Consider the following 12,146-nt stretch of genomic DNA (forward strand, 5'->3'; position numbering starts at 1 on the left):
ATGCGCAATGGCGCCGAGCCAGCGACCTTTCATCCGACGTCTTCCCCGTGCTCGCGCAGGTACTCTCTCATATACGGGACGGCAAAGGACACCTTGCCGTAGCCAGCGGCCTCGATGAGGGCCGCATCTATGAGACGCTTGCGGTACGAGCTCGTGTCCTTTGTCGTGAGGCCCATAAAGCGAGAAACCTCGGCAGTGGGCGCGGGATGTTCCTCACAGCGTGCCATCGCGGTGAGATACTCCACCTGGCGATCGGGTAGCCTTCTGAGCGCAGGACCAATGACCATGGAGTCAAAGTTCTCGCGCGCCCTGGCGATGCCACGCTCCGCGTCCCCTTCCTCGATGGCAGCGGCATTCCGACGCGCCGCCGCCTGCCACGTATAGTACCCAACAAGCTGCACCATGAAGGGATAGCCCGCCGCCGCCTTAGTCATGAGCTCGGCCGCGTCCCTGCGCAATACGCCGCCCGCCCGCGCAACGGTATCCTCAAACGACATCCCAACCTCATAGTCGGAGAGTCGAGAGAGCTCCGTGTGCTTCGCGCGCTGCAGGAAGGTGAGCGCATCGGCCCCAACTGCATCGTCCACCGCGGTGGGCAGACCCGCAAATGCAAAGGCGACGTTTGCTTCCTGCCGAATGAGCAGCTGAATCTCGTTGCCGAGCACGCGAAGCTCATCGATGGGCGCGTCTTGAATCTCGTCAAGCGTCACAAACAGTCCCCCGCGCTGCGACGCCCGGAGCATCGCCTCTCCCAGCGACGTGGGGGACTTGGAAAGGTTGATCGACCCTGCCCGCACACCAAAGACCGACGGAGAAACCGAGACGGAAGTCAGGATCGGATCGCGAGTAAGCGCCGTAAGGATCCTCTCGCAGAAGCCCTTGTTTGCCGCAACGTCAACCACCGTAAAGCCGCGGTCTCGCGCAATGCCCCCCATTGCATTGAGCAGCACGGTCTTACCCACACCGCGCACGCCGGACACGCGCATAAGCCGCTCCGGCGAACCCGGCCCGTTATCTAAAGCGTCAGTGAAATCGTCGAGGATAGCATCTCGACCAATGAGCTCAGGAGGATTCATGCCCGCAGTGGGCTTGAAGGGATTTCCGCGCCTCTGTGACATGAAACCTCCCTGACCTCAGATCTAACAAGTCGAGCAGATTCTAACAAGTCGAGCAGATTCTAACAAGTCGAGCAAGCCCCCATCGATCGAGGACCTTCAAGGTCTAAACAGAGAAGGGTCGCCCCGGGTGTTCCGTAGAGAAGTTTCACGAAGTGCACTTCTCGAAGGAACACCCGGGGCGACCCGTCAGCTACTGGTTAGACCTTGAGCCTAGTACATGCCGCCCTGGCCGCCCTGGGCAGCCGCCGCGGAGATGGCCTCCTCGATGGTGGTGTTCTTGGGCTCGTCGGAGACGGTGGCCTCGGTGATGAGGATCAGCGAAGCCACGGAGGCGGCGTTCTGCAGCGTGACGCGGCAGACCTTGACCGGGTCGAGCACGCCCATCTCGATCATGTCGCCGTACTCGCCGGTGGCGGAGTCGAGGCCCTGGCCGGCGGGCAGGCCCTTGATCTTCTCGGCCACGACGGAGCCCTCGAAGCCAGCGTTGTTGGCGATGGTCTTCACGGGCGCCTCGAGGGCCTTGCGGACGATCTCGACGCCGATCTTCTCGTCGGAGTCGACGGTCTCGACGCCGTCGAGCACCTTGGAGGCCTCGAGGAACGCCACGCCGCCGCCGGCGACGATGCCCTCCTCGACTGCCGCGCGGGTCGCCTGCAGGGCGTCCTCGATGCGGTGCTTGATCTCCTTGAGCTCGACCTCGGTCGCCGCGCCGACCTTGATGACGGCCACGCCGCCGGCGAGCTTGGCAAGGCGCTCCTGGAGCTTCTCCTTGTCGAAGTCGGAGGTGGTCACGTCGTACTCGGCCTTGATCTGGGCGATGCGCTCGTCGATGGCCTCCTTGGAGCCGGCGCCGCCGACGATGGTAGTGTCGTCCTTGGAGATCTTCACGGACTTGGCGCGGCCGAGCATCTCGGCGGTGACGTCGGTGAGCTGGACGCCGAGCTCCTTCATGGCGACCTGGCCGCCGGTCAGGATGGCGATGTCCTCGAGCATGCGCTTGCGACGGTCACCGTAGCCGGGAGCCTTAACGGCGCAGACGTTGAGGACGCCGCGGAGCTTGTTGAGGATCAGCGTGGCCAGGGCCTCGCCGTCAACGTCCTCGGCAATGATGAGCAGCGGCGCGCCCTGCTTCTGGACGGCCTCGAGGATCGGCAGGATGTCCTGGATGTTGGAGACCTTCTGGTCGGTCATGAGGATGTACGGGGAGTCGAGCTCGGCCGTCATGGTCTCGTTGTTGGTGGAGAAGTACGGAGAGATGTAGCCCTTGTCAAACTGCATGCCCTCGACGGTGTCGATGTCGATGCCAAAGGTCTGGGACTCCTCGACGGTGATGACACCGTCCTTGCCCACGACCTCCATGGCGTCGGAGATCTTGTTGCCAATCTCGGGGTCGGAGGCGGAGATGGTGCCGACGGAGGCGATCTGCTTCTTGGTGGAGACCTCCTGCGCGTTGTTGCGCATCTCCTCGACGACGGCGTTCACGGCCTTGTCGACGCCGCGACGGATGGCGATGGGGTTGGCGCCGGCGGCCACGTTACGCAGGCCCTCGTTGACGATGACCTGGGCGAGAAGCGTGGCGGTGGTGGTGCCGTCACCCACGGCGTCGTTGGTCTTGGTGGCAACCTCCTTCACGAGCTGGGCGCCCATGTTCTCGATGGGGTCCTTGAGCTCGATCTCCTTGGCCACGGAGACGCCGTCGTTGGTGATGGTGGGAGCGCCGTAGGAGCGCTGCAGGGCCACATAGCGACCCTTGGGGCCCATGGTGGTGGTCACGGCGTCAGCGAGGGTGTTGACGCCCTTGGCGAGCTTGGCACGAGCGTCGGTGCCAAAAAGAATGTCCTTAGCCATTGCTTAGTCCTCCAAAATCATTGGTTCTTCTCGCGAAACGCGAAGCTAGTCCTCGATAACGGCGTAGATGTCGTCGGCGCGCAGGAGCAGGAAGTCCTCGCCGTCGATCTTGACCTCGTTGCCGCCGAACTTGCCGTAGTAGACCTCGTCGCCGACGTGCACGTCGATGGCGATGCGCTCGCCCTTGTCGTTGAGCTTGCCAGCGCCGACGGCCACGACCTGGCCGCGCTGCGGCTTCTCCTGGGCACCACTCGAGATGTAGAGGCCCGTCGAGGTCTTCTCCTCCTTGGGGGCCGGCTTCACGAGGACGCGATCACCCAGCGGCTTAAGAGTCATGTTCAAGAACCTCCTTCTGAGGCGCCCCTGCGGGCGCGGCTCTGCGACGTCCGGACAATCCGGCGACGCGCTATCCAACGTTCAGAATCATACCCAGACGCGCCGACTTATACCACCTCGCGTGAAAAAATCTTCCAAGACGCACTTAGATTTTCTGACTCTGAACGAGGCAGGCGAGAAGGGCCGTCGCGTTGCGAAAAAGACGGTGGAATCCCCGGACGTTTTGCCTGCGGCCCGGTACTATAGGGAACACTGATAATGCAGGGCCACCGTTCCCGGGGAGGGCAGACCCATGTCGATCCGCGTTCGACGCCTCATGCAAGCTCTGTGCGCCTGCGCGCTCGCCGCCCTTCTCGCCGCCTGCGCCAAGTCCGAGCCGCCCGCCGGCACCGTGCGGACGGAGACCGAAGACGCCGTGGTCAACGCGGCCATGCTCACGCACGGCTACAGCTGGGACGGCGTCGCGAGCGACCCCGTCGCGCCGACCGAGCTCGCGGACAGCGACGTTCCCGACCTCGCCGTCTCCGGGACCGCCGAGGTCCGCGCGTCCTTCTCGCAGCCCGCAAACGAGGTCGAGGTCGTGCGCTACGCAGACGACGGAACCCTCGAGGGGGTCGAGTGCGCGCTCGAGGACGGAGCCGCGACCTTTGTGGCAGAGTCGGGCTGGCGCTACTACGTCGGAGCCTGGTTCGAGGGCGGAGACGCGGGCTATCTCTTTGACGCCAAGGGGGCCGAGGGCGAGGGGGCCGATATGGACGAGTTCGTGAGCACGGCGATGGTCGTCACGTTTGGCGACGGCGAGGTCCTCTTTGTTGACCAGGACACCGGTTCCCCCTACTACCCCACCCTGCCCGAGAGCGCTCCCGAGCTCACGGCCGGCAACATCGTGCGCGTGACCGGCAACGGCATCATGCTGCAGAGCTACCCCGGTCAGTACCCGGGCATCACCAAGGTCGAGGTGGTCGAGGAGGGCTCGCCCGCGGACGCCGAGAAGTACGACGAGCTGGTGGCGCAAATCTGGCATCCCAAGGACCCCGCCGAGCTGCCGTACGCGTCGCTCGAGTACACCACGGAGCTCGCGGCGGTCTCGCTCATGCTGCAGAGCTATGGCTACACCTGGAGCTACGAGGAGAACGGCGAGATGACCGCCATCTCCGCCGACTCCGCGCTCCCCGCCCAGCTCGCGGCAGACGAGCTGCCCGACGTGAGCGTCGACGCGCCCACGGAGGTGACCGCGAGCTTTGACGTCCCGGCCACGGGCATCGAGGTCACGCGCTGGAGCGAGGACGCGCTCGACGCCGAGGGCGAGCCGGTGGAGACCGACGGCCTCTCGTTCACTGTTGAGCCCGGGTATCGCTACGCACTTCTCGCCACGTTTGACGCCGGCGAGGTCACCTACGTCTTCACCGTCCGATGATGCGAGATGAGGGCCGCCCCATCTCACGCCAAGCAGAAGGAGAGATTATGAGAAGAACCAAGACGCCGCTCGTGCTCGGCTCGGCGCTTGCCCTTACGTTCGCCCTCGGCGCGACCGCCTGCAACCAGCAGCCGCAGGCACAGGACACGCCGGCCGAGGAAGTCACCGAAAGCCAGCAGGTCGAGGACGCCCCTGCCGATGACGCCGCTGACAACGTCCCGAGCACGACGGACGAGGTCGGCACCGCGGGCGACCCCGCCAACCCGCCCCAGGCAACGCTCGTCTGCGGGTCTGAGAGCGTCTACCCTCTCACCTGCAGCTCCACCTGGACCTTTGAGCAGGACGGCGAGTCCATGACCGTCACGACCGACGCTGCGCACCCCGTGCAATACGACGCGGACGGCATGCCCACGGCCAACGTGGACGAGCCGACCGAGGTCACGGCGAGCTTTGACGAGCCCGCCACCTACGTCGACGTGATGCGCTATGCCGAGGACGACCTCGCGGCGGCCGCCGAGGAGGCGGGGTCTGCGCAGGACGTCGCCGCGAGCGACGTCGTCGGCGAAATCATCGATGCCAACCTCGGCGAGGACGGGACCGTGGGCCTCACCGTGGAGCCCGGCTACCGCTACGCGCTCGAGGTCAGCTTCGAGAACGGCATCTGCACGTACGTCTTTACCGTCCGCTGATGCGCTCGGAGGGGGAGCGGGGGCGACGGTCAATTTGTGCGACTTGATCTGACGTGCGTGAGAGCGGGACTACCCCGCTTTCACGCACGTCTTCGCATCACAGTGTCTCGAGCTCGGCGAGCCAGAGCGCGGAGCAGGCGTCCGAGGGCATGCGCAGATCGCCGCGCGGGCTCACTGCCGCCGAGCCCACCTTGGGGCCGTCGGGCAGGCAGCTGCGTTTGAACTGCTGGGCAAAGTAACGGCGGTAGAAGACCTTGAGCCAGGAGAGGATCGTGGCGTCGTCGTACTTCTCGCCCAGAGCATAGCGGGCGAGACGGTAGACCTTGGCCGGGTTGGTGCCGCGGCGCAGCACCTCGTAGAGGAAGAAGTCGTGCAGCTCGTAGGGACCCACGAGGTCCTCGGTCTTCTGCGCGATCTTGCCGTCACCCGCGGCGGGGAGGAGCTCCGGGGAGACCGGGGTGTCCAGCACGTCAAGAAGGACCTCGGACTCCGCGACGTTTCCGCAGGTGTCCGCCACGTAGCGCACGAGATGACGCACCAGCGTCTTGGGCACGCTCGCGTTGACGGCGTACATGGACATGTGGTCGCCGTTGTAGGTGGCCCAGCCCAGCGCCAGCTCCGAGAGGTCTCCCGTGCCAATGACGAGCCCGCCCTCCTGGTTGGCGACGTCCATAAGGATCTGCGTGCGCTCGCGTGCCTGGGCGTTCTCGTAGGTGACGTCATGGACCGACTCGTCGTGCCCGATGTCGGCGAAGTGCTGGCGCACCGAGGGCCCGATGACGACCTCGCGCAGCTGCACGCCAAGGGCCTGCGAGAGCAGGGTGGCGTTGTCATGCGTACGGTCCGTGGTGCCAAAGCCCGGCATGGTCACGGCGATGATGCCGCGGCGATCAAGGCCGAGAAGGTCAAAGGCCCGCACGGTCACGAGCAGCGCGAGGGTGGAGTCGAGGCCGCCGGAGACGCCGATGACCGCCTTGCTCGAACGCGTATGCGCGAGACGCTTGGCGAGGCCGTGCGCCTGAATGGCAAAGACGTCCTCGCAGCGCTCCGCTCGACGGGCGGGGTCGGACGGCACGAAGGGATGCGGGTCGACCCAACGGGTGAGCGGGGTCTCGCGCGAGGCGACGTCCGCTCCCAGCGAGAAGGGCACGACGGCATAGCCCGCCTCCTCCGGCGCGGCGGCGCACTCGAAGGTGGACATGCGCGTGCGCTCCTGCGCGAGGAAGCGAACGTCGATCTCGGAGACGGCGCGGCCGTCGCCGAACGGCTTGCCCTCCGCGAGCAGCCGCCCGTTCTCCGCCACGAGGTCGTGCCCGGAAAAGACGAGGTCCTGCGTGGACTCGCCGGCGCCGGCGCTGGCGTAGACGTAGCCGCACAGCAGGCGCGCACTCTGGCCGGTAACGAGGCTGCGGCGATAGTCCGCCTTGCCCACCACGGCGTTGGACGCGCTGAGGTTGCAGACGAGCGTGGCGCCGGCCTGGGCGTGCGCGATCGAGGGCGGCGCGGCGACCCAGAGGTCCTCGCAGATCTCGGCCGCCACCACGAGCTCCGGAAGCTCGAGGCACGAGAAGAGCAGGCTGGTGCCCATGGGCACGTTCTTCTCGCCGCCCACGGAGACGGGGATGGGGTCAACGGGGCCGGACACGAAGTGGCGCCCCTCGTAGAACTCGTTATAGGTGGGGATGTGGGTCTTGGGCACAAGCCCGAGCACCATGCCATTCGAGACGACGGCGGCGCAGTTGTAGAGCTTGCCGCCCGCGCGCACGGGAACGCCCACGAGCAGGAGGGCGTCAAGGTCCGCCGTAGCGGCGGCAAAGCTCGAAAGCCCGTCGTCCGCCGCACGGATGAGGGCATCCTGCCAGAAGAGGTCCTCGCAGGTGTAGCCCGTGAGCGCGAGCTCGGGCAGCACGATGACGGCGGCGCCATCCTCCTCGGCGGCTCTTCGCGCCGCCGCCACGCAGGACTCCACGTTGAAGGCAACGTCCGCGACGCGCACCTCCGGCGTCACCGCCGCGACCTTGACGAACCCGTCCACCATCGAAATCCCCTCTCTCAAGGGCCGGAATCTGCCTTGCATCGTATCACGCGGCAGTTTCCCGCGATGCCGTTGGCCATTTTCCCGCCAAGTGAGCGGCAAGAAACTGGGCGGCCCCGACAACGGAAGCCGCCCAGCAAAAGAATCGCAGCTCGGATTGGCGCCAAAGAGCCCATCGAGCGCCTCCCCCGTCCGCGACCGCACACTTGAGACCAAAAATGCCAGCGGCGGGGCGATCGGCTACCCCTCGAGGTAGCGGGCAAGGAACTCGCGAGTACGCGGGTGCTCGGGCGCCGTGAAGAGCTTCTCGGGCGCGCCCTTCTCGGCGATGACACCCTTGTCCATGAAGACGACCTCGTCGGAGACGTTCTTGGCAAAGGCCATCTCGTGCGTGACCACGACCATCGTCATGCCCTCGGCAGCAAGCCGGCGCATGACCTCGAGGACCTCGCCCACGATCTCGGGGTCGAGCGCCGAGGTGGGCTCGTCGAAGAGCATGAGGTCAGGCTGCATGCAGAGGGCGCGCGCGATGGCGACGCGCTGCTTCTGGCCGCCCGAGAGGTTGTTCACGTCCGCTCGTGCGAAGTCTGCCAGGCCCACCGACTCGAGGTGACGCATCGCCACCTCCTGCGCCTCGGCCTTAGCGCACTTCTTGAGGGTCACGGGCGCAAGCGTGCAGTTGTCGAGTACGTTCATGTTATTGAACAGGTTGAAGCCCTGGAAGACCATGCCGATCTTCTCGCGCAGGCGGTTCACGTCCACATGCTCGGCGGCGAGGTCGGCGCCGTGGAACCACACGTGGCCGGCGTCGGGCGTCTCGAGCAGATTGATGCAGCGCAGCAGGGTGGACTTTCCCGAACCAGAGGCGCCGATGATGGTGACCACCTGGCCGGGCATGACGTCGAGGTTGATGTCGCGCAGAACCTCGAGGTCACCGAAGCTCTTGCGCAGGCCCTCGATGCGAACCATGGGCTCGACGGCAGCGGCGGCGGAGGCCGCGACGTTCAGGTTCTTCTCGCTCATGGCTTACTCCTCCACCTTCACGGGCTGGTCGGACGTGCTGCCCATGGTCTCGGCCTTCACGTTGAAGCGCTTGGCAAACTTGCCGAGCAGCCACGACGCGACCGCCGTCATGATGAGGTAGAACACGGCGGCCACGAGGTAGGCGTTGAGCTGCTTCCAGTAGATGCCCGCCACCGTGGACGCGGCGAAGGCCAGGTCGAACACGCCGATGACGGAGAGGACCGACGAGTCCTTGATGTTGATGACGAGCTCGTTGGAGAGGCCGGGGATGGCGAACTTGATGCCCTGCGGGAAGACGACCCGCACCATGGCCTGCCACTGCGAGAGACCCAGCGACCGCGCCGCCTCCATCTGCCCCTTGTCCACCGACTCAATGCCGCCGCGCAGCACCTCCATCATATAGGCGGTGGAGTTGAGCGACACCACCACGAGGCCGGCCACAAAGCGCGACCAGATGGCGTTGGTGTCGGTGACGCTGAGGCCAAAGCTGCTCACGAAGGCAAAGCCCGCATAGTAGATGATGACGCCCTGGACGAGCATCGGCGTGCCGCGCACCACGGTGCTGTAGACCTTGGCAAACCACACGCCGACCTTCTTGAAGAAGCGCACGCAGTCGTTGTCGGAGCGGTCGACCTGCATGATGCGCACGAAGACCAGCAGCAGCGCCAGGAAAAACGCGATCAGCGTGCCAAAGACGGCCAGCTCGATGGTGGTGACGATGCCGGTGATGTAGGTGTCGCGACCCTGCTGGAACATGTAGAGCACCTGGGCGAGCATGTCGTCGGGCATCTTCTCCGCGGCCGCCGCCACCTGCCAGGCGCTCGCCAGCCCCATGACCCATCGGTCGACGAGAAGGACGGCGGTTATCGCCCAGATCACGTAGGAGCCCACGCGCAGTGCCCGGGCCACGGCCGGCTTGGTGAGCGGCGACGACTCTGCATAGTTGTGCCAGTGGGTGAGCTTGAACAGCAGCGCCACGGCACAGAGCACGAGCCAGGCGGCCAGGACGTAGTACATCACGAGCTCGACGGTGAAGGCGTGCGCCAGGAAGGAGAGCTCCGGGCGCGGCGAGCTCGAGAGCAGCATGCCGAGAAACGCCACGACGCTCGTGCCCAGCAGCACGTAGCGATGGTCGCGCGTCACGAAGTCACGCAGTTTAGACATTCAGGACTCCTCGCGGTTCTTGTCGATATTTCGCCGCAAACGGGACGAGGGCCAGAGCCCCCGCCCCGCTCGGATGATGAAAAGGGACTGTCCCCTTTCATCACTACGCAGGCTGGCGGTCCATGCAATCCTGCCACATCTCGAGGCGCTCCTCCTCGGTGATGCCGGCGATGATCTCGTTGAGGCGGTCGAGCATCTCGTCGTTGCCCTTGGCGATGGCCGCGTTGTCCGGGTTGCTCGGATCGGAGAAGCCCTCGCCCTCCTCGAGCTCGACCTTCATGAGGTCAGGGTAGTTCTCGAGCAGGTTGGGCAGCGACATCGAGGAGAACGTGACGGCGTCGCAGGTGCCGTTCTCGATGGCGTCGACGACGAGCGGCACCGTGGCGACGGGCGTCATGTGGTTGACGTCGGGAATCTCATCGATGAGGTCGTCGTAGAAGGTGTCCTTCTGGCCGAGGACGGAGGCGCCGGAGAAGTCGGAGAGCTTGGTGGCGTCGGCGTAGTCGCCATCCTTCTTGACGACGATGATGACCTCGTCGTCGATGTAGGAGTCGGTGAAGTCCGCGGACTCGGCGCGCTCCGGGGTGACGGACATGCCGGCGCAGATGATGTCGATGGTGCCGTTGTTGAGGGAGTCGACGAGCGCGCCAAAGTCCATCTTCACCGCGACAGGCTCCATGCCCAGCTCCTCGGCGATACGCTTGGCGATCTGAACGTCGTAGCCGTCGGCGAAGGCGCCCTCGACGTTCTCGATGGGGATGGTGGTGTCGGACTCCTCGGTCGCCTGCCAGTTGTAGGGGGCGTAGGCGGCCTCCATGCCCACGCGCAGCGTCACGCCGTCGCCGAGGGTCGCAGCGCCGTCGGCGTTTGCGGCAGGCTCGTCGGTCGCGTCGGTGGTGTCCGTGGTGGAGTCCTGCGCGGCGGGGCCGCAGCCGGAAAGGACCATCACGCCTCCCATGCCCGCCACGAGGCTCGAGAGCTTGAGGAAGTCGCGGCGAGAGACTCTGTCAGATACGTACACGTGCGGGGTGGCCTTCATGGTGGTTCCTTTCCCTTTTTGAGTAATCCCCTTCCGCGCGACGCAACCGGAGGGGACCCATTCCCCTCCCCCTTGCAACTTAATGCGAGAAAGTTACGCGCACGTCGGCAGGATACAACGGGGCGAGAAGAACCTCGAGGTGATACCATCGTGGGAAACACCGCCGTAACGGGTTGCCCAGGAGGCCTTCATGGACCAGGAAAACTACGACGCCTACGTCGCCATCCTCGAGGAGGAGCTCGTCTGCGCGATGGGCTGCACCGAGCCCATCGCCGTGGCCTACTGTGCCGCGCTCGCGCGCCAGACGCTCGGCACGCTGCCGGAGCGCGTTGACGTGGCGGCCTCCGCCAACATCATCAAGAATGTGAAGAGCGTCGTCGTCCCCAACACGGGCGGCGCGCGCGGCATCGAGGCCGCCGCGGCGGCGGGCGTGGTGGCAGGAGACGCCGAGGCCAAGCTCGAGGTCCTGGCAGGCGTGACCGGCGAGGAGATTGCCGAGATGCGCGATTTTCTCGCCACGCACGAGGTCACCGTGGTGCCGAGCGAGCGCCCGTGGATCTTTGACATCCAGGTGCGCGTCTCGGGCGGCGGCCACGAGGCGTTCTGCGAGATCGCCGGCTCGCACACCAACGTCATCCGCGTGGAGCGCGACGGCGAGGTCCTTCTCAGCGAGCCCTTCGAGGAGACCGCGGGCGAGGGGGACGCCGGCGTCGACCGCAGCTGCCTCTCCATCGAGAAGATCGTCGAGTTTGCCGACGAGGTGGACCTCGAGGACGTGAAGCAGCTGCTCGGCCGCCAGATCGCCTGCAACATGGCCATCGCGCGCGAGGGACTGGACGGCGCGTGGGGCGCGGGCATCGGCAAGGTGCTGCTCGAGGCGTACGGCGACGGCGTGGCAAACCGCGCCAAGGCGTGGGCTGCCGCTGGCTCCGACGCCCGCATGGGCGGCTGCGAGCTTCCCGTGGTCATCAACTCCGGCAGCGGCAACCAGGGCCTCACCGCCAGTGTCCCCGTGATCGTCTATGCGCAGGAGCTGGGCGTCTCCCACGAGGAGCTGCTGCGAGCGCTCGTGGTGTCCAACCTGGTGACCATCCACCTCAAGACCGGCATCGGCCGACTCTCCGCCTACTGCGGCGCCACGAGCGCGGGAGCTGGCGCGGCGGCCGGCATCACCTACCTCTACGGCGGGCGAGCGGACGAGATTTCCCACACCGTGGTCAACGCCATCGCCATCGACTCCGGCATGGTCTGCGACGGCGCCAAGGCGAGCTGCGCGGCCAAGATCGCGAGCGCGGTGGAGGCCGGCCTTCTGGGCATGCAGATGCAGAGCCAGGGCAAGCAGTTCTACGGCGGCGACGGCATCGTAGTCAAGGGCGTGGAGAACACGATCCGCAACGTGGGTGTTTTGGCCGCTCGGGGCATGCGCGAGACAGACCGGACGATCATTGAGCTCATGTGCGGGTCCGGCGCGTGCTGA

General features: G+C 65.9%; 10 protein-coding genes. 3 read left to right on the forward strand and 7 right to left on the reverse strand.

Annotation, left to right across the window (positions count from 1 at the left end; all coding sequences use genetic code 11):
- Nucleotides 1-29: 29 nt before the first annotated feature.
- The 3 genes from B5F85_RS04790 to B5F85_RS04800 all read right to left on the reverse strand — a co-directional run bounded on the left by B5F85_RS04790 (nucleotide 30) and on the right by B5F85_RS04800 (nucleotide 3,302).
- Nucleotides 30-1,118, reverse strand: coding sequence for an ATP-binding protein (locus B5F85_RS04790; protein ID WP_087314909.1), 1,089 nt, complete (start codon nucleotides 1,116-1,118; stop codon nucleotides 30-32).
- A gap of 210 nt (nucleotides 1,119-1,328) precedes the next feature.
- The gene (gene groL, locus B5F85_RS04795; RefSeq protein ID WP_087314911.1) at nucleotides 1,329-2,966 is read right to left on the reverse strand and encodes a chaperonin GroEL; all 1,638 of its coding nucleotides are present in this window, start codon (nucleotides 2,964-2,966) and stop codon (nucleotides 1,329-1,331) included.
- A gap of 45 nt (nucleotides 2,967-3,011) precedes the next feature.
- The gene (locus B5F85_RS04800) at nucleotides 3,012-3,302 is read right to left on the reverse strand and encodes a co-chaperone GroES (protein ID WP_087314913.1); all 291 of its coding nucleotides are present in this window, start codon (nucleotides 3,300-3,302) and stop codon (nucleotides 3,012-3,014) included.
- A 292-nt stretch (nucleotides 3,303-3,594) separates the two neighbouring features.
- Here B5F85_RS04800 and B5F85_RS04805 point away from each other — a divergent pair, with 292 nt between their 5' ends.
- A complete protein-coding gene (locus tag B5F85_RS04805; RefSeq protein WP_087314915.1) occupies nucleotides 3,595-4,719 on the forward strand; it encodes a hypothetical protein in 1,125 nt (374 codons plus the stop codon).
- A gap of 47 nt (nucleotides 4,720-4,766) precedes the next feature.
- Nucleotides 4,767-5,408 (forward strand): hypothetical protein, encoded by a 642-nt coding sequence (locus B5F85_RS04810; RefSeq protein WP_087314917.1) that lies wholly within the window; start codon nucleotides 4,767-4,769, stop codon nucleotides 5,406-5,408.
- Nucleotides 5,409-5,505: 97 nt separating this feature from the next.
- Here B5F85_RS04810 and B5F85_RS04815 read toward each other — a convergent pair whose 3' ends face one another.
- From B5F85_RS04815 to B5F85_RS04830, 4 genes are all read right to left on the reverse strand, one after another.
- Nucleotides 5,506-7,446, reverse strand: a complete 1,941-nt coding sequence (locus B5F85_RS04815) for an NAD(+) synthase (protein ID WP_087314919.1) — start codon at nucleotides 7,444-7,446, stop codon at nucleotides 5,506-5,508.
- A 237-nt stretch (nucleotides 7,447-7,683) separates the two neighbouring features.
- Nucleotides 7,684-8,466, reverse strand: a complete 783-nt coding sequence (locus B5F85_RS04820) for an amino acid ABC transporter ATP-binding protein (RefSeq protein WP_275531471.1) — start codon at nucleotides 8,464-8,466, stop codon at nucleotides 7,684-7,686.
- A gap of 3 nt (nucleotides 8,467-8,469) precedes the next feature.
- Nucleotides 8,470-9,630 (reverse strand): amino acid ABC transporter permease, encoded by a 1,161-nt coding sequence (locus B5F85_RS04825; RefSeq protein ID WP_204204641.1) that lies wholly within the window; start codon nucleotides 9,628-9,630, stop codon nucleotides 8,470-8,472.
- A 103-nt stretch (nucleotides 9,631-9,733) separates the two neighbouring features.
- Nucleotides 9,734-10,669, reverse strand: coding sequence for a transporter substrate-binding domain-containing protein (locus B5F85_RS04830; RefSeq protein ID WP_143786135.1), 936 nt, complete (start codon nucleotides 10,667-10,669; stop codon nucleotides 9,734-9,736).
- Nucleotides 10,670-10,859: 190 nt separating this feature from the next.
- Here B5F85_RS04830 and B5F85_RS04835 point away from each other — a divergent pair, with 190 nt between their 5' ends.
- Nucleotides 10,860-12,146, forward strand: a complete 1,287-nt coding sequence (locus B5F85_RS04835; protein WP_087314921.1) for an L-serine ammonia-lyase, iron-sulfur-dependent, subunit alpha — start codon at nucleotides 10,860-10,862, stop codon at nucleotides 12,144-12,146.

The organism is Olsenella sp. An293 (genome assembly GCF_002159495.1).
Classification (GTDB): domain Bacteria; phylum Actinomycetota; class Coriobacteriia; order Coriobacteriales; family Atopobiaceae; genus Thermophilibacter.